At 47.4% G+C, this 25,411-nt stretch carries 25 protein-coding genes; 12 read left to right on the top strand and 13 right to left on the bottom strand.

The features are described 5' to 3' along the window. Positions 1–198 precede the first annotated feature (198 nt). The 7 genes from purD to CA267_RS08375 form a co-directional block, all read right to left on the bottom strand. Positions 199–1,494: a phosphoribosylamine--glycine ligase gene (gene purD / locus CA267_RS08405; RefSeq protein WP_075607904.1), complete on the bottom strand. Its 1,296-nt coding sequence runs from the start codon at positions 1,492–1,494 to the stop codon at positions 199–201. Positions 1,495–1,506: 12 nt separating this feature from the next. Further along, positions 1,507–2,319: a class I SAM-dependent methyltransferase gene (locus tag CA267_RS08400; RefSeq protein ID WP_075607905.1), complete on the bottom strand. Its 813-nt coding sequence runs from the start codon at positions 2,317–2,319 to the stop codon at positions 1,507–1,509. A 150-nt stretch (positions 2,320–2,469) separates the two neighbouring features. Then, positions 2,470–4,068: a bifunctional phosphoribosylaminoimidazolecarboxamide formyltransferase/IMP cyclohydrolase gene (gene purH / locus CA267_RS08395; protein WP_075607906.1), complete on the bottom strand. Its 1,599-nt coding sequence runs from the start codon at positions 4,066–4,068 to the stop codon at positions 2,470–2,472. An 82-nt stretch (positions 4,069–4,150) separates the two neighbouring features. Next, complete coding sequence (gene fis, locus CA267_RS08390) at positions 4,151–4,444, bottom strand: DNA-binding transcriptional regulator Fis (RefSeq protein WP_075607907.1); 294 nt, start codon at positions 4,442–4,444, stop codon at positions 4,151–4,153. A gap of 31 nt (positions 4,445–4,475) precedes the next feature. Further along, a complete protein-coding gene (gene dusB / locus CA267_RS08385; protein WP_075607908.1) occupies positions 4,476–5,474 on the bottom strand; it encodes a tRNA dihydrouridine synthase DusB in 999 nt (332 codons plus the stop codon). Between the two features lie 218 nt (positions 5,475–5,692). Then, positions 5,693–6,580: a 50S ribosomal protein L11 methyltransferase gene (prmA, locus tag CA267_RS08380; protein WP_075607909.1), complete on the bottom strand. Its 888-nt coding sequence runs from the start codon at positions 6,578–6,580 to the stop codon at positions 5,693–5,695. A 142-nt stretch (positions 6,581–6,722) separates the two neighbouring features. Further along, the gene (locus tag CA267_RS08375) at positions 6,723–8,246 is read right to left on the bottom strand and encodes a S10 family peptidase (RefSeq protein WP_075607910.1); all 1,524 of its coding nucleotides are present in this window, start codon (positions 8,244–8,246) and stop codon (positions 6,723–6,725) included. Positions 8,247–8,635: 389 nt separating this feature from the next. Here CA267_RS08375 and CA267_RS08370 point away from each other — a divergent pair, with 389 nt between their 5' ends. The 10 genes from CA267_RS08370 to CA267_RS08325 all read left to right on the top strand — a co-directional run bounded on the left by CA267_RS08370 (position 8,636) and on the right by CA267_RS08325 (position 18,300). Continuing rightward, complete coding sequence (locus tag CA267_RS08370; protein WP_075607911.1) at positions 8,636–10,861, top strand: FepA family TonB-dependent siderophore receptor; 2,226 nt, start codon at positions 8,636–8,638, stop codon at positions 10,859–10,861. Positions 10,862–11,016: 155 nt separating this feature from the next. Continuing rightward, positions 11,017–11,841 carry a DUF3450 family protein gene (locus tag CA267_RS08365; protein ID WP_075607912.1) on the top strand — a complete coding sequence of 275 codons (825 nt, stop codon included), beginning with the start codon at positions 11,017–11,019 and terminating at the stop codon, positions 11,839–11,841. 2 nt (positions 11,842–11,843) lie between these two features. Then, positions 11,844–13,214, top strand: a complete 1,371-nt coding sequence (locus CA267_RS08360) for a MotA/TolQ/ExbB proton channel family protein (protein WP_097349156.1) — start codon at positions 11,844–11,846, stop codon at positions 13,212–13,214. Between the two features lie 4 nt (positions 13,215–13,218). Further along, positions 13,219–13,620, top strand: a complete 402-nt coding sequence (locus CA267_RS08355) for a MotA/TolQ/ExbB proton channel family protein (RefSeq protein WP_075607914.1) — start codon at positions 13,219–13,221, stop codon at positions 13,618–13,620. Beyond that, positions 13,613–14,020 carry an ExbD/TolR family protein gene (locus CA267_RS08350; RefSeq protein WP_075607915.1) on the top strand — a complete coding sequence of 136 codons (408 nt, stop codon included), beginning with the start codon at positions 13,613–13,615 and terminating at the stop codon, positions 14,018–14,020. Before CA267_RS08355 ends, CA267_RS08350 begins: the two co-directional genes overlap by 8 nt. A gap of 19 nt (positions 14,021–14,039) precedes the next feature. Then, positions 14,040–14,663, top strand: a complete 624-nt coding sequence (locus CA267_RS08345; protein WP_075607916.1) for an energy transducer TonB — start codon at positions 14,040–14,042, stop codon at positions 14,661–14,663. A 4-nt stretch (positions 14,664–14,667) separates the two neighbouring features. Continuing rightward, positions 14,668–16,047, top strand: coding sequence for a tetratricopeptide repeat protein (locus CA267_RS08340; protein ID WP_075607917.1), 1,380 nt, complete (start codon positions 14,668–14,670; stop codon positions 16,045–16,047). A 35-nt stretch (positions 16,048–16,082) separates the two neighbouring features. After that, positions 16,083–16,379 carry a hypothetical protein gene (locus CA267_RS08335; RefSeq protein ID WP_075607918.1) on the top strand — a complete coding sequence of 99 codons (297 nt, stop codon included), beginning with the start codon at positions 16,083–16,085 and terminating at the stop codon, positions 16,377–16,379. After that, entirely contained in the window at positions 16,379–17,959 is a 1,581-nt protein-coding gene (locus CA267_RS08330; RefSeq protein WP_075607919.1) for a PepSY-associated TM helix domain-containing protein, read from the top strand. The genes CA267_RS08335 and CA267_RS08330 overlap by 1 nt, the downstream gene beginning before the upstream one ends. Beyond that, positions 17,956–18,300 carry a DUF3325 family protein gene (locus CA267_RS08325; protein ID WP_075607920.1) on the top strand — a complete coding sequence of 115 codons (345 nt, stop codon included), beginning with the start codon at positions 17,956–17,958 and terminating at the stop codon, positions 18,298–18,300. Before CA267_RS08330 ends, CA267_RS08325 begins: the two co-directional genes overlap by 4 nt. Positions 18,301–18,359: 59 nt before the next feature. On the opposite strand, the gene CA267_RS08320 is transcribed toward CA267_RS08325, so the two are convergent. After that, entirely contained in the window at positions 18,360–18,653 is a 294-nt protein-coding gene (locus tag CA267_RS08320) for a high-potential iron-sulfur protein (protein ID WP_075607921.1), read from the bottom strand. 461 nt (positions 18,654–19,114) lie between these two features. Between CA267_RS08320 and CA267_RS08315 the strand changes: the two genes are divergently transcribed. Continuing rightward, positions 19,115–19,288, top strand: a complete 174-nt coding sequence (locus CA267_RS08315; protein ID WP_170669038.1) for a hypothetical protein — start codon at positions 19,115–19,117, stop codon at positions 19,286–19,288. Positions 19,289–19,570: 282 nt separating this feature from the next. On the opposite strand, the gene CA267_RS08310 is transcribed toward CA267_RS08315, so the two are convergent. Beyond that, positions 19,571–19,762, bottom strand: coding sequence for a CPXCG motif-containing cysteine-rich protein (locus CA267_RS08310; protein ID WP_075609929.1), 192 nt, complete (start codon positions 19,760–19,762; stop codon positions 19,571–19,573). Between the two features lie 216 nt (positions 19,763–19,978). Here CA267_RS08310 and CA267_RS08305 point away from each other — a divergent pair, with 216 nt between their 5' ends. Beyond that, positions 19,979–22,102, top strand: coding sequence for a 3'-5' exonuclease (locus CA267_RS08305; RefSeq protein ID WP_075607922.1), 2,124 nt, complete (start codon positions 19,979–19,981; stop codon positions 22,100–22,102). 4 nt (positions 22,103–22,106) lie between these two features. On the opposite strand, the gene CA267_RS08300 is transcribed toward CA267_RS08305, so the two are convergent. The 4 genes from CA267_RS08300 to aroQ all read right to left on the bottom strand — a co-directional run bounded on the left by CA267_RS08300 (position 22,107) and on the right by aroQ (position 25,197). Next, a complete protein-coding gene (locus CA267_RS08300) occupies positions 22,107–22,553 on the bottom strand; it encodes a hypothetical protein (RefSeq protein WP_075607923.1) in 447 nt (148 codons plus the stop codon). 374 nt (positions 22,554–22,927) lie between these two features. Further along, the gene (gene accC / locus CA267_RS08295; RefSeq protein ID WP_075607924.1) at positions 22,928–24,271 is read right to left on the bottom strand and encodes an acetyl-CoA carboxylase biotin carboxylase subunit; all 1,344 of its coding nucleotides are present in this window, start codon (positions 24,269–24,271) and stop codon (positions 22,928–22,930) included. A gap of 14 nt (positions 24,272–24,285) precedes the next feature. Beyond that, on the bottom strand, positions 24,286–24,744 hold the full coding sequence (gene accB / locus CA267_RS08290; RefSeq protein WP_075607925.1) for an acetyl-CoA carboxylase biotin carboxyl carrier protein: 459 nt from the start codon (positions 24,742–24,744) through the stop codon (positions 24,286–24,288). 12 nt (positions 24,745–24,756) lie between these two features. Continuing rightward, positions 24,757–25,197 carry a type II 3-dehydroquinate dehydratase gene (aroQ, locus tag CA267_RS08285; protein WP_075607926.1) on the bottom strand — a complete coding sequence of 147 codons (441 nt, stop codon included), beginning with the start codon at positions 25,195–25,197 and terminating at the stop codon, positions 24,757–24,759. Positions 25,198–25,411 lie beyond the last annotated feature (214 nt).

The raw sequence follows: 25,411 nt of genomic DNA, 5'->3' as shown, positions 1-25,411 counted from the left end.
ATTTTTATCTGCTATGAAAGTAATGCTACGGCCAAAGGTAAAGGAAGTAAACTGGTCTGTGGGGCAGTGGCAGGCAGCAAATAGTGTAGTTCGGTTGCAATGTCTTGATGAGGGGGCGTGATGAGTGCAGAGGTAAACAACGCGCTGTACCTGAAAGCAACAACTTAAGCAGGTACAGCAGCAAGTAACAATGAACGCTTAGCTTTCTGCGCTACTTTCTCGGGCAATGGCCCGATGCGCGATGTCTGTGCGATAATAAACATCGTTCCAGTTGATCGTATTTACAAGTTCATAAGCTTTTTGTTGGGCTTCAGTCACATTGTTGCCCAGTGCGGTGGCGCACAATACTCTTCCACCGGCTGTCACGACGTTACCGTCTTTAAGTGCCGTACCAGCATGAAACACTTTGCCATCAAGTTCGCCAGCGTGGGCTAAACCGGTGATCACATCGCCTTTGTTATAGCTTCCTGGATATCCACCAGCAGCTAACACCACACCTACGGCAGCCCGCGGATCAAAAGCGATGGCTTTATCGGCAAGCTCTCCTTTTGACGCCGCCAGACATAATTCTACAATGTCGGATTGCAGACGCATCATAATTGGTTGCGTTTCCGGATCCCCAAAGCGGCAGTTGTATTCAATCACTTTTGGTGAGCCGTCGGCTGTTATCATTAATCCGGCATACAAAAAGCCTGTATAAGGATTCCCTTCTGCAGCCATACCTTTTACAGTAGGCAAAATGACTTCATCCATTACCCGCTGATGAATTTCCGGTGTCACTACAGGAGCAGGGGAATACGCACCCATACCACCGGTATTAGGACCGCTGTCGCCGTTGCCAGCACGCTTGTGATCCTGACTGGTAGCAAAAGGCAATACAGTTTTGCCGTCAACCATTACAATGAATGAGGCTTCTTCACCCTCAAGAAATTCTTCTACTACTACGCGACTACCGGCCTCACCAAAAGCATTGCCTGCTAACATATCGCGGATAGCATCTTCAGCTTCTTCAAGTGTAGCAGCAACAATTACGCCCTTACCTGCGGCTAAGCCGTCGGCTTTCACCACAATGGGCGCGCCTTTTTCCCGCACATATGCAAGTGCGGGTTCAATTTCAGTAAAATTCTGGTAAGCCGCAGAGGGTATGTTATGACGAGCCAGAAAATCTTTAGTAAAAGCTTTCGACCCTTCAAGTTGCGCCGCAGCTTGCGTCGGACCAAAAATAGCTTGGCCCGCCGCCTGAAACGCATCAACAACACCTGCCACAAGCGGCGCTTCCGGGCCGACAATGGTCAACGCAACAGTATTCTCTTTAGCAAAGCTCAATAATCCATTAATGTCAGTGACATCAATATCAACGTTACTGAGTTTGGGTTCGTTTGCTGTTCCGGCATTGCCAGGAGCAACAAATACGGTTGAAACAGTTGAAGATTGTGCCGCTTTCCAAGCAAGCGCATGTTCGCGGCCACCGCCGCCAATGACAAGTACGTTCATCAAAGCATTCCGTTAGTTTTTCGGTTTAATAAATTTCAGCGTCATACGATCACTCTCACCAATGGCAAGATATTTGTCGCGATCCTGATCTTTTAAAGCCAGTGTCGGCGGTAATGTCCAGACACCTTTTGGATGGTCAGCGGTATCCTGAGAATTAGCATTAATATCGCTTTGTCCCACAAGTTTAAAACCAGCTGATTCGGCTGCGCTTACCACCAATGATTGCTTCACATAGCCGCTCTCTTTCATGGCACTGTTAGCAGCCGATTCTGGTAATCTGTGTTCTACCACGCCGAGGATCCCACCCGGCTTAAGTGCTTTATAAAACGCTTTAAATGCGCTTTTTACGTCTTTTTCACCCTCACCCATATACCAGTTGTGAACATTACGGAAGGTAAGAACGGCGTCAGCACTGCCTGGTTCAGCAATATCCGGCGCTTTAACGGGGTGAAACGCGGTTATCCGGATATCTTTATAAGCGGCATCATTGGCGACTTTCTGCTTAAAGCTTTCCAAAGAGCTACGGAAATAACCGGGCGAACTCTCATCCAGAAAGAAATGGGCAGCAATAAATTTACCATCTTCTTTCACCAGGTTCGCCAATATATCGGTATACCAACCTCCGCCTGGCCAGATTTCTACTATGGTCATATCTGGTTCTATACCAAAAAATCGCAAGGTTTGCTGCGGATTACGATACTCGTCACGTAACTTTGCTTCTGCGGTACGATTTTCGTTTTTAACGGCATCAGTGATTGGATCTGCCATAGCGATATTGCCTGACAGAAAAAGGGAAGCAGCAAGTATTCCTATCGTTTTTTTCATAAGGTTTTTCCTTGTGTATAGTGACGGTGCGTTATACCAGCGTACTGGCACTTTTTTTGTTTATATAAGGGTAACTGAGCGTTAGTAAAACGCCAGTTTCCCCTAATACTTGGCAACGCCACTTACTCCTCATTTACCGTCGTTGAAATATCAATGACGGAAGTGGCGCATCCCTGTAAAGACCATAGCAATATCATGTTCATTGGCTGCGGCAATCACTTCTTCGTCACGCATTGAACCGCCCGGCTGGATCACAGCCTTAATTCCGGCGGCAGCGGCGGCATCAATACCGTCTCGAAACGGAAAGAATGCGTCTGAAGCCATGACCGAACCTGCCACTTCAAGGCTCTCGTCGGCGGCTTTAATACCCGCAATTTTGGCTGAATATACGCGACTCATTTGTCCTGCACCAACACCAATCGTCATGCCATCTTTGCAGTAAACGATAGCATTGGACTTCACATACTTCGCTACTTTCCAGCAAAACATCAAATCGCGTAGCTGTTCGTCGGTGGGGTGGCGTTTAGTAACTACCTGCAAATCTTCCATGTCGATCATACCGAAGTCTCGCTCTTGCACCAGTAAGCCGCCGTTGACTCGTTTAAAGTCATAACCATCGGTGAGCTGACCTTGCCAATTGCCGCACACAAGCAGACGTACGTTTTTTTTGGTGGCAACGACAACCTTGGCGTCTTCACTAACTGCCGGAGCAATAATGACTTCCACAAACTGACGATCCACAATAGCTTGAGCAGTCTGAGCATCCAGCTCGCGGTTAAACGCAATAATGCCACCGAAAGCTGATGTTGGATCTGTTTTGTATGCCCGCTCGTAAGCGCTTAAAATAGTGTCACCGATTGCCACGCCACAAGGGTTCGCGTGTTTAACGATAACACAGGCCGGTTCTTCAAATTCTTTAACACATTCCAGCGCTGCGTCGGTATCGGCAATATTATTAAACGACAGCTCTTTGCCCTGAAGTTGCTGTGCGGTGGCAACTGATGCTTCCTGAATCTGATTTTCCACATAAAAAGCCGCGCTTTGATGAGAATTTTCACCGTAGCGCAGGTCCTGCTTTTTCGTCATCTGCATGTTGATGGTACGAGGAAACTCGCTGTGAGAATGCTCGCAGTCATCTTCACACTCAACGGCATCAATTTTGGCACCAAAGTAGTTGGCAATCATGCCATCATATTCTGCAGTATGCTCAAACGCCTTTATAGCTAAATCGAAACGGGTTTGATACTTCAACGACCCCCCGTTGTTGCCCATTTCTTCCAGCACTCGTGGGTAATCGGCAGCGTTAACGACAATAGTGACATCTTTGTGGTTCTTTGCTGCCGCTCGCACCATGGTAGGACCGCCGATATCAATATTTTCTATGGCATCTTCGAGGCTGCAACCTTCTTGAGCAACAGTGGCAGCAAACGGATAAAGATTCACCACCACCAAATCGATGGGGGCAATTTCATGCTCAGCCATAACATCTTCGTCCTGGCCGCGGCGACCTAAGATCCCACCATGGATTTTAGGATGCAGAGTTTTTACCCGGCCGTCCATAATTTCCGGATGCCCGGTATGCGAAGAAACTTCTGTAACCGGCAGACCAGCCTGAGCAAGTAGTTTCGCAGTACCGCCGGTAGAAAGCAGCTCCACACCTGATTGATACAGAGCTTCGGCAAATTCTATAATACCGGTTTTATCAGAAACACTTAACAGCGCGCGTTTAATAGGTTTTGGTGTTTGCATAGTGGTGTCTTGCTAGTTGGGTGTGTGAAACAAAAAGAGCACCGAATGGTGCTCTTGATTGTGGGCCGTGGCCCCTAATATTTTAGTTCATGCCGTACTGTTTGAGCTTCTTACGCAGCGTGCCGCGATTGATTCCCATCATGATGGCTGCACGGGTTTGGTTACCGCGCGTATAAGTCATGACTTCTTCCAGAAGCGGAGCCTCGACTTCTGCCAGAACCAGGTCATACAGATTATCGATGTTGGCATTATCCAGTTGCTTGAGGTACTTGTTAACTGCTTGCTTAACGGAGTCGCGAAGCGGCTTCTGAGCTTGAGTTTGTGAAGGCGTAGTTACTGTCGTAGTAAATGGTGAAGTCACATTTTGATCGAACATAATACTTTCTTGCTCTATTAGTTAGTCATCACTAAGCTGCAGGAGAAATCTGTCGGGTTTCTCGTGTATGCAGCGATCGAAAATAATCGTCAAGTGCGTTGAGCTGTTCATCAGCTTGCTCAAGACCATTGAACGTTTTGCGAAACTGACGATCCTTATCAAACTCCGCGAGATACCAGCCCACGTGCTTCCGGGCAATTCTGACACCGGAATAATCGCCGTAAAATGCGTGCACGTTCGCAACATGTTCATGCAACACCTGATGCTGTTCTGACAATGGCGGTTGCGGTAGGTTCTCACCTGTTGCAAGATAATGCTGAATTTGTCTGAAAATCCAGGGGTTACCTTGCGCTCCGCGGCCGATCATTATTCCGTCCGCACCAGTGTAGTTGAGCACCTCTTGTGCTTTTTCAGGAGACGTAATGTCGCCATTGGCAACTACGGGAATAGACACTGCACGTTTAATTGCGCGAATAGTGTTGTATTCCGCGTTTCCATTGTACATACAGGCCCGAGTTCTGCCGTGAACTGCCAGCGATTGTATGCCGCTTTCTTCTGCAATACGGGCAATCTCTACCCCATTACGATTATCAGTATCCCAGCCAGTGCGTATTTTCAGGGTAACCGGAACATCAACTGCACCTACTACTGCCTGAACAATGGCCTCAACCAGCTCTGGATACTGCAGCAATGCTGAGCCTGCCAGTTTTTTATTTACCTTTTTAGCCGGACAACCCATGTTAATATCGATGATTTGCGCACCGTTACTTACATTCAGTTGTGCCGCCTGTGCCATCAATGCCGGATCCGCCCCGGCTATTTGAACCGACCGAATGCCGTCCTCACCGGTATGATCCATCCGCAGCAAAGACTTATCCGTGTTCCATACCCGAGGATTACTGGAAAGCATCTCAGAAACTACCAATCCCGCACCCATGCGCCGGCATAGCTGGCGGAATGGTCGATCTGTTACGCCTGCCATCGGTGCTAACATCAAATTGTTATCTAGCGTATATGACCCAATTCGCATGTTAAACAACCTAGAGCTGCACACTATTTGTACACTTGTCCAAAACGGGGCGCTAAGTGTACGCATTTTCGCTACTTTTGAAAAGGCTAAAAATCACACAAAATTTAGTGTCAGGCTCTTGACAGTTTTGATTTCATTTGAGCTGCGGCGTGGCACAGGAGAGAGGGCAGCCTGCATAGAGACAGGCTGCTGCAGTGAAATTACTACTATTTTTCAAGCTAAATTACGGCGTTACGTTTACCAGATACCCGCGCCCATTCACCCTCAATCATACTTTTGTTTAAGGTGAAATCTCGTTGGTATGCAGCTTCTATTTTTTCTACCTGTTCGGCCAGAATCCCTGAAAGAACTAATAAACCAGACGGACGACAGTAGCCGGTGATGATATTTTGTAGTTCAATCAACGGTCCGGAGAGAATATTGGCCATGACAATATCGGCTTCAAGCGCAGGTTGATCTTTGGGTAAATACACGTTTAAGCGATCTTGTACCTGATTACGCCGCGCGTTCTCCATGGTCGCTTCCAAAGCCTGTGGATCGATATCAATGCCAATCACTTTGCTGGCACCTAATTTTAAAGCGGCGAGTGCAAGAATTCCTGAACCGCAGCCAAAATCTACCACGGTCTTATCTTTTACATCCAAGCCATCCAGCCATCGTAAACACAGCGCTGTGGTGGGGTGAGTGCCGGTACCGAACGCCAGCCCGGGATCAAGCATGACATTGACGGCGTTTGGGTCAGGAACATCGCGCCAGCTTGGACAGATCCACAAACGTTTACCAAATTGCATGGGATGAAAATTATCCATCCATTCTCGTTCCCAATCTTTATCTTCAAGAGGATCAAGCTTGTAGCTGAAATTCCTGCCGAGGATTTTGGCTTTGCCTAACCGTTGAATGATGGGTTGCATGTCTTCTGTAGCGTCAAAAAGACCGACGACCTGCGTATCTGGCCACAGCATCACTTCGCCGGGCTTCGGCTCATACATTGGCGTATCTTTGGCATCAAGAAATGTGACTGCCTGGGCGCGGTTGGCGCTCAGCATGTTACCGACCTGCTCTGCCAATTCTGCAGAAGTATCGATTCTAAGTTGTATCCAAGCCATGATTTTCGTCATTGGGTATTTAATGGCGCTAGTGTAGCAGGCTTGGAAAGGTAACGGGAACTGGGGTGACTGAAAAGTTGATGAGGACAGAGAACCGCAGAACCCCAAGCACCACACTGGGGCCTGGGGTTAAAAAGACGGCTTACTTTTTCGGAGTAATAAAGGCGCGAATATCTTTGGTTAATTGGTCGAGCGAAGGTTGATGGATATACATCATGTGACCGGCTTCATAATATGTCAGCGTGACTTTATCTTTATTAATGCCAAAGTGATTCATGGAATATTCTGTGGCAAAAAACGGGGTCGCTAGGTCAAAATAGCCATTGGCGATAAATACGCGAAAATCTTTATTTTGACGCATTGCCCGCGCAAGATTCGGAGTCATTGACACAAACCCCTGACTACGGGGGCTATCACCATACAGCCAGTTCCAGTTAGAAAATACCTCGCCCGAAAGTACGTTATATCGTTCTTCACGAAGTACATCTAACTCATTGGCCATGTAATCCTGTAACGCGGCAGTGTAGGCGCCGTCTATGGCATAGGAGGCGGGATCGGCTTCAAACCGGCTGCTGACTTTATTGGCATCTTCGCCTATATAGCGGCTATCCAACCGCCCTACCACTTCACCGCGATCCCGTAGCAATTCCTTCATAAACGCAAACTCGTTGATGCGTATATTGGACTGGCGAATGTAATTTTCATTCAAGCCGGTGTACTGGTGTAATTTATTAACCACGGCTGAGACTTCCTGCTCAGATGCCAACGCGCCTTTCAGCAATACGGATGCATAATCGTTTAGCGCAAACTGGCGTACTTCTTCTACAAATTCCTGCAGGTTTTTGTATTGAGATTTATCAATGGCATTGTGATACCAGGCTGTGGCTGCATAGGTAGGTAAAAAGGTGACAAATGGTAAGTCGTTGCCATCAGTAAAGTCACCGGTTTGGAAATCCAGAATGGAAGAAATCAGCATTACACCATTTAAATCAATACTGCCCCAGCCTTCCTGTAACGACTTCACCAGTGCGGCTGCACGAGTAGTGCCATAGCTTTCACCAGACAGATATTTCGGCGAATTCCAGCGCTTGTTTTTGGTAATGAATACGCGTATGAATTCTGCTAACGAGGCTGCGTCTTCGTTTACACCCCAAAAATCTTTGCCTTTTTTCTCACCCAGCGGGATAGAGTATCCCGTTCCCACCGGATCGATAAACACCATGTCGGCTACATCTAATAAGCTCTGTGGATTGTTTTCGACAGGAAATGGCGGTGCGCCTACGTTAGTGGCGTCAGAAGGCAAAACGACACGCTTAGGGCCAAACAAGCCCATATGCATCCAGACGCTGGACGAGCCCGGCCCGCCATTGAATACAAATAACAAAGGGCGCTGGCTACGTTTATCAACATCTTCGCGAATGTAGGCAATGCTGAAAATACTGGCAGTCAGTTTGCCTTTTTTGTCTTTTAAATGTGTGTCGCCGGCGTGAACAGAATACTTAATCGATTTACCGTTGATGGTGGCTTTGTGCTGGGTAACCTGCATTTTTGCTTCAGGTTCGGGCGCGGGAGCGGAAGCTTTGGCGTCTTCAGCCTGCACAAAAGGTTGCCAGATGAGACAAAGGACTATTGCCAGACTGCGTGTACTTCTTTTTATATTACGCATTAGGTTCTCCGTGAGTTGAAGGTTCACGCTTAGGCATGAATGTTGTCAGAGTGTCAAAAAAGCTCAAGTCTGGCAATAAATTCGCGGCTAAGTCGGGGGAGTTTACGTTAAAAAATTTTTTGGATGGAAAGTCAGGCTGAGGAAATTAACGCTTCTACGGATAATTGAAGGGAAAACAGGTTATTTAGCTTTGACAGCAGTTTGAGGAACAAGAGATTGAATTGTTGAAAAATTTTTCAAAGTGTCTTAAGAATTTATCACCAACAATGATAATGATTTTCATTTAGATGTGTGATTGAATACGTCCCGCTTAAGCACGCACTCCTCATAATATTGTTTTTCAGCTCATGTGCGTGCAATCCCTTATTCATTACTTCAAGGATTGTGGAATGTCGAAATACGGTAAAATCATTTTCATCGGGGCATTGTTCCCTATGCTGTCTCCTGCAGTACTGGCCCAGGTTTCCGACGAAAGCGGTGAGCTTGAGACGCTTGATGTCACTGTTGTGCAATCTGCAGCTGAAGAGCTTAAACAAGCTCCCGGTGTATCTGTTATCACCACCGAAGACATTAAACGTCGCCCGGTTACCAACGACGTGGCCGAACTTATCAGAACTATGCCTGGTGTAAATCTGACGGGTAATTCAAGTACCGGCCAATACGGAAACAAGCGTCAAATCGATATTCGCGGTATGGGACCGGAAAACACCCTTATTCTTATTGACGGCAAACCGGTGTTGTCACGCAATAGTGTGAAAATGGGCCGAACTGGTGAGCGCGATACCCGAGGTGACAGTAACTGGGTTCCGGCAGAAGCCATTGAGAGTATTGAGGTTATTCGGGGGCCGGCAGCGGCTCGATACGGTTCAGGCGCATCGGGTGGTGTGGTCAATATTATTACCAAAAAGCCTGACTCTGCCTCTGCGTCAGTGACACTACAAACAGAAATTCCCGATAATTCGCTGGAAGGCGAGAACAAAAGAGCGAATGTGATTGTCAGTGGGCCGCTGGGAGAGAGCTTTTCTCAACGCACCATCCTTAATTATAATAAGCAGGATGGCGATTCTACCGACCTAAACCGTGAATATACGGAGGAGGAAAGCAATGTCGCGGCGGGCCGTGAAGGTGTGGAAAATATAGACGCCAGAACACTCGTTCGGTTTGATCAAAACGCACAGAACGTATGGGAGCTGGAAGGCGCTTACAGCCGCCAAGGCAACATTTACTCTGGTGATAACGCTTTTCAGGGGGTCGATCACGAAACCAGTAACTTATACATTGGCGAAGAAACCAGTGTAGTGCGTCGCAAAACCTTAGGCCTTACCCATCGCGGAGATTTTAGTTTCGGTGATAGCTTTAGCTATCTGCAGTGGGAAGGAACTAAAAATTCCCGTTTAAGCGAAGGTCTGGCTGGCGGGCCTGAAGGGTCAATCAATACCGACACCGGTGAAATGAATACCATCAAGCTGCGCAACGTGACAGCCAAATCAGAGTGGAACATACCTCTTAAACTGGCGGGATTAAATCAAACCATGACTTTGGGCGCTGAATACCGGGGCGAACGTCAGGACGACGATTCTTCCAATCAAGCCGGTCTTGCCACAGCCGATGGCGTGCTAATTGAAGGAACTGAAATAGATCCTGAGAAGCGCGATCCCATAAGCACAGCAGACTTGTTCGGGGTTTATGTAGAAGACAATATCGTACTGACTGACGATATTATGCTTACTCCAGGTGTGCGATTCGACAAGCACAGTAAATCCGGCACTAACTGGTCGCCCAGTCTAAATATGTCATGGCAGGCTACCGGTGAGTTGAATTTCCAGGCTGGTATCAGCCGTGCGTTTAAAGCGCCGAACCTTTACCAGCTAAATCCTAATTATGTCTATACCACTCGAGGTAACGGCTGCCCGGCTGACTATCCAAACCAGGGAAGCGGCTGCTCTATTTTAGGTAATCCTGATCTTGAACATGAAACCTCGGTGAACAAAGAACTTGGGATGCAGTACGCAAATAGCGAAGGTCTTAACGCGGGCGTCACTTATTTTCACAACGACTATCGCAACAAGATTATGACGGGAAACAACGCGCCGGAATACATCCTGGATGGTAGCCGGGACGGAGTATTGCAGGTGTTCCGGTGGGCCAATGCACCCGAAGCTGTTATTGAAGGATTGGAAGGTAACCTGCTGATTCCTATCTCTGATAACATTGAGTGGTCGACTAATGCCACAGTGATGTTGGAATCGAAAAACAAAGCGACCAATCAGCCATTGTCAATTGTGCCTGACTATACGATTAACTCTTTATTTTCCTGGCAGGTCACTGAGGAATGGGAGCTGGTCTTCAGTGCCCAGCATTATGGTGAAACTGAAAGTCCAACGGTAGATCCAAGAAGTGGTGATATTGTTGAGAATCCCAAAGATCGTCCCTCCTACACAATTTTTAACGCCAATACCGTCTTTCAACTGAATAATGGGTTTGATGTGACGTTCTCGGTTAAAAACTTGTTTGATAAGTCAGTAAAACGGGAAGGTACTACGTTATCCGCTGGTGCTAACACCTACAATGAGTTAGGGCGAAGCTTTTTGGTAGCCGCAACTTATCACTTTTAGCGTGTCGTTATATGGCCCTTATATCAGGGCCATAGCTCGCATCTATTATCGGAACCTTGGTACAATATAAATGAAAACAATTCGTATTTACTTGGAATATTGTGTTTGATAGCATGTTTTATAGTCAAAGAAGCAGACTTTCCTGAAGGAAAACCATGAATACTTTACTCTTTTCCTCGAAACTTTCGCAGGTAGGGCTGCTTTTGGTTACCCTTTGCGCTGAAGGTGCGTTTTCTGCAAGTGCCTGTGCGGCCAGCAAAGCCGATGAACTGGATAAGCTTACCGGCAAGTGGCTCCAGATAGAAAAGCAAGAACAGCTGTTGTTGAATGAGTGGAAAGAGCGTAAGCCCTCACTCGAACAGCGCATTGCTTTATTAAAAGCAGAGCAAAAGCAACTCCAGCAAATCTTACAGCAAAGTTCCGCCTCCCAGGATGATGTGGAAGCGCGGCGAAACGCCCTGCTGGCAGAGCAAAACTCCCTTGAAGAGCAGCAGTCTCAGGTAAGCCGGGCATTACAGGGTCTGCGCCAGCGCAGCGATAGTTTGTACAGCGCGTTGCCTGAACCTGTGCAAGTCACCTGGGATAAAGAACAGGCAGCACTGGACAACGAAGCTGATACCTCACAACAACTGCAGGTCGTACTGGCAAAATTGTCGCGGCTGGGTCAGTTTAATCAGCAAGTGTCTGTCAACGAAGGCATTCTTGCTGCGCCGGATGGCAGCGATGTTGTGGTGAAGCAGCTATTTTTAGGCAGTAGTTACGCATGGTTCTCAAACAGCGATGGCAAGTACGCTGGCTATGGCAAAGCCATTGAAGGCAACTGGCGATGGACATTTGACAGCGATATCGATGCGCAGCAAATCAGCAAGGCCATAGCCATTTTTGAAAAACGTCATCAACCTGAGCTGGTGCAGCTTCCCGTCCTCCTTGAGGATCCGGCGTCTGCTGCATTAACTAGCCAGTCAGTAGGGAGCCGCTAACGATGAGAACATCGCTTCCTGCAGTATTCCTTTTACTTTTTAATCTTCTTCCTATGGCTCAGGCCACTACGGTGGAGCAGTACGTACTCACTAACATCGAGAAGGCGAAGCACAGTCTTACCAGCACTGAATCGCGAATTGTCAGAGAACGCGTCAAACTAGCGGATGAACTGCGGGCGCTTGAGCAAAAGGTGATAGCGCTACGCAATGACACTGCTGTCGCCAGGCGGCTGGTAGATGAACGTACGCTTAGCTTAACCCAAATGGAAGACAGACTCGCATCCTGGAAAGAGCAACAAAATTTTCAGCAGAATCTGCTTGACCGTTTTTTACAACAAAACGGCTTAAATTACGGCGAACTGCAGTCGTTAACGCTGGCAGAAAAGATGCAAAAAGCGACAACTATTGCGGCAACGCTGGGGCAGGCACAGCGTCCACAATGGCAACAAAAGCAGGTGGTGTTGGGCAACGGCGAAATTGCCGAGGCAGCAACTTTATCCCTGGGGCCGGTGACCTGGTTTTATCAGCAAGACAAGCAGCTAGCCGGCTTAGCAGAGCAACAAAAAGATATGCTGCGAGCGTCTGGAATATTGGAAGGCGATTTGGGCGAACCCGTTATTGCGCTTCGTCAGCAACCGCAGGGAAGTGTTGTATTTGACCCAACTATGGGTCGTGCTATGACCAGAGAGCAAGCATCCGAAACGGTGGTCGAACATGTCATTAAAGGCGGCGTGTGGGTTGTGCCGATTCTGCTTTTTGCCTTAATTGCCACGGTAATCGGAATAGTTAAAGTATTACAGTTATGGCGTTTACCTGCCGTTGTGCCGGTAAGTTCCGCACGTGCGCTGGCACCGCTTCTAAACGGCACCGGCAAAGCTGCGCAACATATAAAAGGTATGCAGCGCCAGCTTCTGGATATTGCTCGTAATGCACTTAATGCCAGGGAGCGGGATGATCATCTGTTTGTACAGCTTCAGCAAAACAAGCAAAAGTTAGAAAAATGGCTCAATGCCATAGCGGTCACCGCCGCAGTCGCGCCTTTGCTGGGCTTGTTAGGTACCGTCAGCGGTATGATTGAAACATTCCGTATGATGACCTCGTTTGGCTCCAGCGATCCTGAAGTCATTTCAGGCGGCATTGCTAAAGCATTGGTGACCACTGAGTTGGGTCTGGTTGTTGCTATTCCCGCGCTTATTCTTAACGCGCTGTTGTCTCGCAAAGCGCGCCAGTATTACACTGATTTAGAAAGTTTTGCGCTGTTACTTAGTGGTGACGATGTCCCTGAGGCTAGCAGTCATGTTCAGGATAATCAGCAGAATCAAAGAGAAGAAGATTCTTTATTAGGAATGGCTCCACAGCCAGCAGGAGCCTGATGCCGTGGTAAATCAGATTCTTGAAAATAGCCTTTGCTGGGTAATGATTGTAGTCGCCTGGTTTGCATATCAGCAAATATGGCTGTTGTTTCTCACACGTCATCAGGTGTTACCGGAGCACATCAACGGGGAAGACAGCATTCACCAGCGCCAGCTACTTCCGAGCGTGCTGGTGGGGGCGCTGCCGCTAATGGGATTACTTGGCACAATAATGGGTTTACAAGACAGCTTTGTAGGAATAGTCACTCAAGGCGCCGATAGTCAGGTGGTAAGTGGCGGTATTGCCGATGCATTGTTGACCACGCAACTAGGGCTGATTCTGGCAATACCCGGCTGGCTGTGCCTGATGTACGTGAAAACCGCGATGCACAGTGCACAAATTAAGGAAGCCCAGCATCATGCCTAGCCGATTACAGCGCCGTCTTGATGCCCAGCAAATGCAGACTATCGACATGTCACCCTTGCTGGATGTAGTTTTTATTCTGCTTATTTTTTTTATAGTCTCTACCGTTTTTGTCAAAGAAACGGGCGTTGAAGTAGACAAACCCCAGGCGATATCGGCGCAAAAGCTGGATCAAATGGTAATTCTTTTGGCGATTACTCAAAGCGGTCAGGTAATGTACGACGGCAGTAACATTGGCATAAGCGGCGTGCGCGGAACACTAGAGCAGTTGCAAGCGCAGGAGCCACGGCCGGTTGTTATTCAGGCAGATAAAGCCGTACCCACAGCGCTGCTGGTAGAAGTCATAGATGCCGCGAAACTGGCGGGATCAGAAACCGTCAATATCGCAACTTTGAAACCATAACGTACAGGGAGCGACGAGTATGCGTAAGCAGTTCAGCGCCTCATTATTAAGCGCCGCCGTGTTATCTGCGTCGTTAGGCGTGCTTTGGCTGGGACATTATCTAAGCTCAGGTAACTCCCAAACTCTGGTGGTAAGAAAACTGGATGCCGCCATGACTCCGCCGCCACCTCCACCGCCGCCGCAAAGCCAACAAGTCACGCAACAAGCTGATGTCAATATGCAGGTAGAAGGAAGTGGCGTTCAGGTACAAATGGCGAATTTGGAAATTGATCCCAACATCGAGATAGCCAAGCCGGATATGCCGGATGTTCAGGTACAGCAAACGCAGTGGGAAGTGCCGGAAGTCGACTGGGATGCCTACGGCTTGGGCGATTTAGACGGTAAGCCATCATTACTTACGCCTGTTAAAATACACTTTCCTAAAAAACTGCGTCATCGAGGGGTGACCAAAGTCATCGTGAAACTTGACGTGATGATTGATGAACAAGGTGACGTCACCCTTATTGATATTGTTGAAAACCCTTATCACGAATTGAATCGCGAAATTCAGCGGTTCGTTAAAGGCAGTAAATTTACCGCGCCACATAAGGCCAGCAAGGCCGTGCGTGCAAGGTTTATCTGGCCTGTTGAAATAGAAGCATAAGCCGATGATGATCAAATATTCAAATAAACTATTACAATATTTCTGCACCGCATTGGCATTTCTAATAGCGAGCGGATCTGCTCAGGCGCAAATCGTGGTGACACTGGCGGACCCGCAGTGGAACTTCGTGCTTAAAAATGACGGCATAGGAGACAGAAGAGGGCGTCTGGCCCGGGAAGAGAACGAGTTTCTGCAGCAAATTCAGCCACTTTTAGCTGATAACGATTACGCTGGTGTCGTCGCTGCCTTTGCACAGCGGGATGAGTCGACCTTAACTCCGGCACTAAGCGAGCTATACGGGCAGGTATTGTTAAGCACTAAAAAAATTGATGACGCTGAGCGAGTGCTGTCCAACGCGTTAAAGAAAATGCCTGGTTTGTCGATGGCCCACCGAAGTTTGAGCATGGTCTACATGATTAAGCAGGACTTCCCGCAGGCCAGAAAACACCTTGTTCGTAGCATTGAACTAGGCGTTGCTGATGCCCAGCTCTACGGCCAGCTGGCTTATGTTAATCTGCACTTAAACAGACCCGTCACCGCTATCGCGGCATACCAGAATGCGCTGATGCTGGAACCTGACAACTCCCAGTGGTATCAAGGGCTGCTGTTTGCCTTTATACAAAGCGATGCGCTGCCTCAGGCAAGTAATCTTATTGACGAAATGCTGGAAAAAGATGCCCAAAACCCGCGATTGTGGTTGCAGCGCGGACAGATCGCAATGAAAAAGAATAATGAAACTGCCGCCATCAGCAGTATTGAAACTGCCCTGCAGCTGGGTGAATCCAGAATTGAAAATATATCAATGCTTGCGCGTTTGCACCTGCGAGCTGGCAGCGCTGAAAGAGCGGTGGGGTTAGTGTCTGATCATGCAAAAGATTTTCTACAAGATGATGACAGCGGCGAATGGTCAACCCTCGACAGCTTAGCGAACTGGCTGGTAGCAAAGCAAGACTGGACTCAATTACGTCAACTTCTGCAAGCTCTGGATAAAACCAATGCCAAGCTTACAAGTGCACAAACTGCCAGCCTCAATGTTGCGAGAGCGCAGTTGTCGATGGCGAGTAACGAATACGATTCAGCGACACGTTATTTGCGTAGCGCTGTCAGTGCAGCACCCGATAACGGAGAAGCGTTATTAACACTGGCGGGACTATATCGACAGCAGAAAAATGTAGAGCAGGCGAAAATGTATTATCTGCGTGCTGAAGCCTTATCAGATTACAAAGAGCGGGCCATGCTCGGCCGCGCCCAAATCGCCATTAACCAGCAGGATTATGACGACGCGTTAGGCTTGTTAAGAAAGATATATAACGCAAACCCAGGCAGAAACGATCTTCTCGGCAATATTCAGTCACTGGAAAACCTGGTGAGAAACGCGTCCTGACGCCTACGTTTTACTATAGAGAATGAGCCTGCACCATGAACAGCATACAAGCTAAAGTTCAGCCCACTTATCTTTTTACTTTCCTGCGAGTATTACTGGCAGTTGTTGGTGGTTATGCTGCTGCAACAGGTATTTGCCTGCTGGTGGAGCTAGCTTTTGTGAGCGATCCCAGAACTGAAGATGTGCTCACCCGGCTGCTGTTCTTTATTATCTATCCTTGCCTGATCGTTTGGTCCTTTGCCTATAACGCTAATCGTTCTGCAATGGTTTCAATGGCCTTACTTAACGGCGCATTGTGGCTGGCGTTATTGCTGTTTAACGGAGCTGCGTAATGAAAGGAACCCTTCGTCAGACGATGACCTGGCTGCACACCTGGAGCAGTATTACTGCAGGCTGGATCTTATTTGCCATTTTTCTGACCGGCACCTTGGCGTTTTTTCGGATAGAAATTAATCACTGGATGCAGCCGGAAAAGCATGTTTCTGTACCCGGTGAACGTGTAGCAACAGCCATGGTCGGTTACCAATACCTGCAGACTCATGCACCGCAAGCCTCCCAATGGCAAATTAGCTTACCTGACGAGCGGGAGCGTACGCTCGGCGTTTCCTGGCAGACACCCGGCGAACCACAACAGCGCAGACGCGGTCCGCGGGCGGAACTTGACGCCAGTACCGGTGAAATTATTGCTCCCCGGGAAACCGCAGGGGGTAACTTTCTCTATCGCTTTCACTTTGAATTGTACGGTATGCCGCGGGATGTAGCTCGATTGTTGGTCAGCATTGTCAGTATGATGATGTTGGTCGGGCTTATCAGTGGCGTGATCATGCACAGAAAGATATTTAGCGACTTTTTTATGTTTCGGCCGAAGAAAAAGCTGTTGTCATGGATTGACGGCCATGTCATTTCGGCGGTACTTGCTTTGCCTTTTCATATCATGATTACGTTTTCAGGCCTAATTTTACTCGCCAATGCCTTTTTACCCTGGCATGCAGATGAAAATCGTCGGCAGCAGAACAGAGGAGAAAGGCCTGCGCAAGAGCATGTGGCGCCGGTGCAAAAGGATTTTAGTATTGCCGCGCCGTTAGAGGAAATGATGTTGTCAGCGTCGAGTCAATGGGGCGTGCCGGTAACGTCGATTTCAGTGGTATCCCCGGGTACGCAAAAGGCGGTTTATACGTTAAGTGGTGCTAACCGTACCGAGCTAAGCGCGGGAAGAGGCGGGAACACCAGCATCGAATTTGACTACGCCGGAAATCAAGTGAGACAAAAACCAGCGGCCAAGGCGCAAAGTACGCCTCAAGCCATCTACAACTTTTTAGATATGCTGCACCAGGCAAGGTTTGCTGATGTTATTACCCGCTGGCTGCTGTTTATCGCCGGCGTATTAGGAACGCTGATGGTCGCGACGGGTTCGGTGCTTTGGGCGGTGAAGCGCGCAAAGCAGCAACTGGGACAGGCTGGATTTGAATTCGTCAGAGGGCTGAATGTCGCCAGCATCGCAGGCGTAACGTGCGCAACGGGTGTGTACTTTTGGGCCAACCGGCTTATACCCTCTACATTGGCAGAACGTAGCGACTGGGAAATCAACAGCTTTTTCATTAGCTGGGCCGTATGTATCGTAGCCGGGTTCATCAAGCGTGATCGCCTGGGATGGATTATTCAACTTTCCGCTGCCGCTGTGCTATTTACTCTTTTACCCTTTCTTGACACAGTAACCTCGCCGGTAAGTGTTCTTCAGGCATTGATAGACGGAGATTGGCTGCGTATTGGTGTGGACGGTATGAGTCTGATAGTAGCTGCTAGCCTGTGGATGGCAGTATTTTATTTGCAAAAACAGAAACGCAGCCCTGCAAGAACAGTGAGTTGTCCCACAGTGCAAGCACCTTCTGCAGCCAGGGAGCAACGGGTATGATAGTGCTAATCACAGTTGTTTCTTTTATTGGGTGGCTGCATATCGCCATGGTGAACCGCAAGCATCGTGCAGTTGTGTATCCGGATAAAGATATTTCTGGTTTCGAATTTTGGGGTTTACAGGCTATTGGATGGGGTTATCATGCCGCTGCCCTTATTTATTGCGTCACACAGTGGCAGTCAGAAATTGGTGCTGTGGTATGGGTGGGGATATGGCAGATAGCTGCTGTGCTAATGTCGGGTGCATTTACTTACGCGCCCGTGGTTACGGCCACAGTATGGCGCCGCGTTTGTTTAGGGGCGGCACTGTTTAATTTGCAGCGGGCGAAAGTACCCACTTAGCAGTTTCACGCCCCTCTATTAATTTGCCTCATGAAATTTAAAAGCGCGGCTTTATAAGCTTAGCCCGGGCGCTTCACCCACGCGCTACACCAGCCGTCTTCGTCAACAAGTTTGCCTGGGAAAATAGCACAAGGACGATGTTCTTTACCGTCTTCACCTTGAATATACATGCAGTTGCCGCACCGTGAGCCATCTATCTTGGATTGCGAAGTATATTTCAGCGCCTTTGCAGTTGGATCATCCGCTTGTAACTGTTCCTGTGCGTTGACACGAAGTGTGATACCGCCGAGAGTCATGCCTAACAGCGTGGTCCCTGTCAATCTAAGGAAATGACGACGGTTTACAGGTTTCATAACTAGCTCCCATTAATGATAATGATTCTTTTTTACCCTAGCACCAAAACGGAAAAACCCGCCCAAAGGTGGCAGGTTAAACTGGTAGCCTACTTATACCGATAAATGAACGAACTTTCACTAACAATGCAACATTTGTTGATCTAGATTAAAACCGGCTTTCGTTTAACCAGTAAATTTAACCTTCGAGCTTTTTGGCTCTTGCTTTTGAGCAGTGCCGCGCACGAGAGCGGCCAAAGAGCAAAGCTGCTTGTGATAAGATAAGAACCTTATATCTGATGCAACAGTCTTGAGAGCTTAACAGTTGTATGCCTACCTCTTCCTGTTTGACCGGCGTAGCATCTTTCCAAGATATCATGCTTTCAATCGGGTTTAGCGATGATCGTGATTAAACAGTTTCGCTTTCTTGTAAGGCAACTGTTAGAGATACTGCGCGCTACCGTATAAATAGAAAGATGATTATGAAGTATTTCATTTTGGCGATTACCCTTATTACCGCTTTCGCTGTGACTTTCATGCTGGCAGGCGATCTGTTTTTTAGTGGCACAATGGCGGCGCTGGTGTTGCTGTTTCAGATAAGCTTGTTGTGGATTTTCACAAGCTCCAGCGAATACCGCTCTTCGGTACCGCAATAACAGTCTTTGCAAAAAACACAGTAAAACGCGCCTGCGAATTGCACAGTCTTGGTAACCGCTTTTTTTGCTTTTCTTTTTTATAGCGCAAGGTGAAGCCGCTAATAATTTACCACGTTTCACCTCGCCTTCAATCGAAACTTGTCAGTTACTTTACGTGTTATTGCAGGTACTTTTCCCCCAGTCAGGCGGCGCGTGAAGCAGGATATAACCTAATTCGCATTGACGTGTGCTCAATCAGCGCGAGAATTTTTCAACTTTTACAAGCCCGTTCCGTGAAGGTAATCAATCATTTTCACGCTCAGCGTTCACAGTGAGATCGTCGTCTTGACCGCTGACAGTTAATTCAATGGGCTGACAACACACCTGACAATCAAGCACCTGCATCTGGCCCACATCGTTTATTTTATCAATTTCCACATCATTAGGTGCCATGCAGTAAGGGCAACCGAAAGACATTGTTCGCGTTAAACTCATAAATTTACCTAAATTTAAACCAGCATTGTAGTGCATACGCTTATAGAGAAGATGAGGATTGTTTCGCAAATTTCCTTCACTGACGCAAATTGCAGAGTAGTGGAAAGAGCAACGGAAAACTTAGCTGCGACTGCATAACAAGCAAATATTACAGGAAGGTGGAAAAAGAAGCTGTATAAATATACACTAGGTAGTAACATTCTCTGGTACAGTTGTATGAAAAAGACGCTTCCTGAACGCTATTATCTTGATCACTTTCATGAGTTTCTGGCTTTTTTTGACGGGGCCAGTAGCAGTCTGCTGACGCCAGAAGCCGGGGGTTTTATTAGCGCGTTTCGTGCACTTGACGAGAACAAACAATGCATTATAGCCCGAGCAGCGAATAGAAAATATGCTGTTATTAAACGCCAGCATTTCGATTATGATGAAATTGATTCTCCACAACTACAAATTGATCAATTGCAGGAAGAGGGCTGGTTTACCACCATTGAAGCCGCTAACAAGCAGGATATCGCAGGGGTATTAACTAAATCAGACTTATTGGAGTATCTGGCTTGTTTTCAGCCAGGCCGGTCTCTAGCGAACTGCAAAAAAGCGGAGCTGGTAGCGCTTCTTTTTGAGCAAGTTAACATAGAAGGCTGGCCTGAGAGTTTACCGGTTCAGGATTACCTGGTTTGTACTTTTAACGAGCAATTACGTTATCTGCTTTTTCTCTACTTTGGTAACACTAACGGGCGGCTGAACCAATTTTCCATGCGCGATTTAGGTATTATGCGAACGCGTGCAGATGCCAGTGGCGGACAGGCGAGGTTTGAAACTGCCGACGATGCAGTTGCTGCCTCTTTTTACGCCACCAATCTTGATGCTTTGCCGTACCTGGATGCAGAAGGCGTTGTCCAGGCTGCAAAAACGCCTCTTCCTTTAGTGGACAGCGTGACGGCGCAGCAATTTCAGGAAAAATATCTGTTTAAACTCGGGTTGCTTTTGCTGGAGATCGACAGGCCTTTAGCGTTATCGACATTACAACAAGCGCCTGGCGATAATGCCAAGGAAAAATGGCTTCGAGAGGCGTATAAGGACGGTGAAAAAGAAGCGGTGAAGAGTCAATTGGAAGCCATTATTGACAACCCTCCTTCAGATACACTACTGGCGTTTGCCGAAGATTTTCTGGCGCGTAAATTTCATAAAAAGCGTACCAGCGCAGTCACCGACATGTTACGTAATGCCAGCCGCACGTTGCTTCTTGATGAAAGCCAGAATCACGCGGTGGAAAGAGGTGTTATAGCCTATTATCACCGCCATAATATACAAGCATGGCGAACGGAAAACCGGCTTTGGCGTAGCTTATTCGGCCTAACGTTTTGGACATTGTTATTTGACCAGGATGCTTTAGTGACAGAATTTGATCGAAGGCCTTTGGCATTAAAGAATAATAACTTCTACGCAAAATTTGAAGCAGACATAGAAAAGTTATTAACCAGTTGTCATTCGTCTGAAGCGCTATTGACCCACATCACAACTATGGCCGCTGCCCATTATGGCAAAGTGAATAGCCTTTTTATGTGGAGTAACGCTTTACTCGACCCGATAGTGGCACTGCTTAATTATGGCAACCTGGCTGCGGTGCAGGAAATTCTGCGCATGATGGCGAAAGATTTTTCCTCGCTTAGTGATGGTTTTCCGGATCTTATGGTATATGAAAAAGGACAGCTGCGATTTGAAGAAATTAAAGCGCCGGGAGATCAGCTACGGCGTAATCAACTGGTATCTGTCCAGAGGCTGCAACAGGTCGGTTTCGATGTCCAAATTACACAAGTACAATGGTTCCGTGATCCAATGCAGCCGTATGTGGTTGTTGATATAGAAACAACGGGCGGGAATGCAAGTTATAACCGCATTACCGAAGTTGGAATGGTGAAGGTGATAAACGGTGAAGTTGTCGACACCTGGCAGTCGCTGATCAATCCCCAACGCCGTATTCCAGCTTCCATTACCCGCTTGACGGGAATTAGTGATGCCATGGTTGCGGATGCGCCAATATTTGCAGAGGTCGCAGAAGCCATTATGTCTTTCACTGACGATGCTGTTTTCGTTGCGCACAATGTGAATTTTGACTACGGCTTTATTAAACAGGAGTTTGCAAGGCTTGAGCAACCATTTCGCAGGCCCAAGCTTTGTACAGTGAGAGAGATGCGTAAAGCAAAGCCGGGCTTGGCGTCTTACTCGCTAGCCTCGCTTACCCATCACTTTAATATTAAAATGCAGCAGCATCACCGAGCATTGTCAGATGCAAAAGCGGCAGCATCTCTGTTGGCGATTGTTCAATCGAGCCAGGCGTAAAATTTCATCCTTCTACGCTTTTGTCTAACGTAGTAACAGGTAATAGCAGTGCCATTACCTGCTGGCGCCATGGCGCTTCCACCGTATCTGGTTGAACGATTTCGTTGGCTTGTAACAGCTTTACGTTATTAACCTGTTCAAGCATTGCCTGATATTCAAGGTCATTGTTTTGTATTTGTTCAATTTTATTTAATAAATCATCAAATAGTACATCTGATGAGACACCGGAGTGTGAGCGGGCATACTGGACTAAAGCTTTAGAAACAAAGGCCTCCCACTCAGGCCGCAACCGTTGTTTAAGAAGCTCAGGGGAGGTTGCGAGTGCCTGAATTTCCTTTTGCAGTTTTACCTCTTCCCCGGGATCTAAAATTAGCCGCAGAGCAAGAAGCACGTCAACAGATAACCGGGAAGCGGGAAGCTGGTGGATTAACTGTCGGTACATGTTCGACATGAGTCATTTCTCTTCGAAGTAGAATTAAAGCTATAACTAATCACTATCCTTACGGCACCTAACCTTATACAGATTGCTCCTGTGAACATATTTTTCTTCGATTATATTTCCACGACTCTTTCGACAAGGATGCTGAAGATGATGGATAAATTCACCTGTTGCTTAAAATGTAGTCAGCAGGTTAACAAAGAACCTGAAGTTAAGTCAAACCTGCTTAGAACATGAAGTTGGTAATACTATTTTGGTAGCACAGCGCAGAGTTCCATCCGTTAGCTACCGAATAGTCAGAAGTTGAGAATGTTTAGCAGTTGTAGAAGGGGTTGTGGATGAGCAGAAAAATCCCTCTGATGCTGATGAGCACCAGAGGGATAGCTTTACGCCATGCCTAGCTTTTTCTCTAGATAATGGATATTCGTGCCGCCAGCCGAAAAGTTTTCATCGGCCATAATACGGCGCTGCAACGGAATATTGGTTTTTATGCCATCAATGACTAACTCATCAAGCGCATGACGCATGCGAGCAATCGCTTCATCGCGCGTTTCACCGTAGGTGATCAGTTTGCCAATCATAGAATCATAGTAAGGAGGCACTGTGTACCCGGCGTAGATGTGAGAATCCCATCGTACACCTAGACCACCTGGCGAGTGGAACATATTTATGGTGCCGGGGCTGGGAATGAAGTTATCAGGATCTTCGGCGTTAATTCGACACTCAATCGCATGACCTCGAATCTGTACTTGAGATTGATCCATTGACAATGGTTGTCCACCGGCAATACGAAGCTGCTCTTTGATCAAATCAACACCCGTGATCATTTCTGAGACCGGATGTTCAACCTGAATACGGGTATTCATTTCGATAAAATAGAATTCCCCGTTTTCATACAAAAACTCAAATGTGCCGGCACCGCGGTAACCAATTTCGACACAAGCCCTACGGCAGCGATCCCCAATTTTGTGGCGCATTTGCTCAGAAACGCCGGGAGCAGGTGCTTCTTCAACCACTTTTTGATGGCGACGCTGCATTGAACAATCCCGCTCACCTAAGTGAACCGCATTCCCCTGACCGTCAGCTAGCACCTGAATCTCGACGTGACGCGGATTTTCCAGGAATTTTTCCATGTATACGGTAGCATTCCCGAATGCAGCTGCAGCTTCGGCCTGCGTGGTTTCAATAGCGGAAACCAATTCAGCTTCACTTCTCACTACGCGCATACCACGACCACCACCACCACCGGCAGCTTTAACAATAATCGGATAGCCGATGCGTTTGGCGATACTTTTATTGCGTTCGTTATCGTCGGTAAGAGGACCATCTGACCCAGGCACACAAGGAACGCCGGCCTTTTTCATGGCATTAATGGCAGAGACTTTGTCGCCCATTAAATTAATGGTTTCAGCCGTGGGGCCAATAAATATAAAGCCGCTTTTCTCTACTGCTTCGGCAAAATCAGCGTTTTCAGCCAAAAAACCATAGCCTGGATGGATGGCGATAGAATTTGTGACTTCCGCTGCAGCAATAATGCGCGGAATGTTCAGGTAACTTTCAGTTGCCGAAGCGCCACCAATACAAATGGATTCATCGGCAAGCAGTACATGCTTTAGGTTTCTGTCTGCGGTCGAGTGCACTGCAACAGTTTTGATGCCTAATTCTTTACAGGCACGCAAAATCCGTAGCGCAATCTCTCCGCGGTTGGCAATTAAGACTTTATCTAACATAGGTAATGGCCTGTTTATTCAATCACGAACAGAGGTTGATCGAATTCAACAGGCTCTTGATTTTCGACCAGAATGGCTTTTACTACGCCTGCTTTGTCAGCTTCAATCTGGTTCATCATTTTCATCGCTTCAACAATACAGAGGGTATCGCCAACATTGACAGATTGACCAACTTCAGCAAATGGCTTGGCAGTAGGTGAAGAGGCGCGATAGAAAGTGCCTACCATTGGTGATTTCACCTGATGCCCGGTAGGGCCTTCAGGCGCAGCAGCTGGGGCAGGTTCTTGCGCCGCGGGAGCTGGAGCCGCAGGTGCGGGAGCAAATTGCGGTGGATAATTATAGTTCATTGGTACAGGGGAACCCGTCGGGCCACGATGGATACGTACAGATTCCTCACCTTCAGTGATTTCCAGTTCAGCAATACCGGACTCTTCAACCAATTCGATGAGTTTTTTAATTTTTCTAATGTCCATGTTCTGTCTCTGTTATTTATTCGGAGTAAGTAAATTTATGGCAGCTGTTAATGCCAGTTGGTAGCCAATGGCGCCCAAGCCGACAATGACACCAGCTGCCACATCAGAAAGATATGAATGATGGCGAAACGGCTCGCGAGCGTGCACGTTGGAAAGATGTACTTCAATAAACGGAATAGATACGCTAAGTAGCGCATCGCGCAGCGCAATACTGGTATGAGTCAACGCGCCGGGATTAATAATAATTGCATCCACATTCCCCATTGCGTCGTGAATACGATCGATAAGTTCATGCTCGGCATTAGACTGAAAATGGTGCAAGACTATATCTTGTTTATCCGCGCGGGAGTGCAGATCATCAACAATATGCTGTAAGGTCTGATGCCCATAAGTCTCAGGCTCGCGTTTGCCTAGCATATTTAGATTAGGACCGTTAAGTAACAAAATTTCCATAAAGTGCAGCTATCTTGCGAAAATTTTCAGGTTATGTGGCATTTGAGCAAAAAAGTCATTCGTATGCACGATAAAAATCATTTTTTACCATCTACTATTAAATTAATCGCTGATTATAGTAGATGAATTATATTTAGCAGCAAAATACTGGTCTAATCAGGAGATATCGCCACACAATTTGATTGTATAGTAAAAATAGCAGCTAACGATGAAT

It is taken from the genome of Alteromonas pelagimontana (genome assembly GCF_002499975.2).
Taxonomy (GTDB): domain Bacteria; phylum Pseudomonadota; class Gammaproteobacteria; order Enterobacterales; family Alteromonadaceae; genus Alteromonas; species Alteromonas pelagimontana.
Note: the sequence above shows the minus strand (reverse complement) of the source record. Positions and strands in the feature narration are given on the sequence as shown.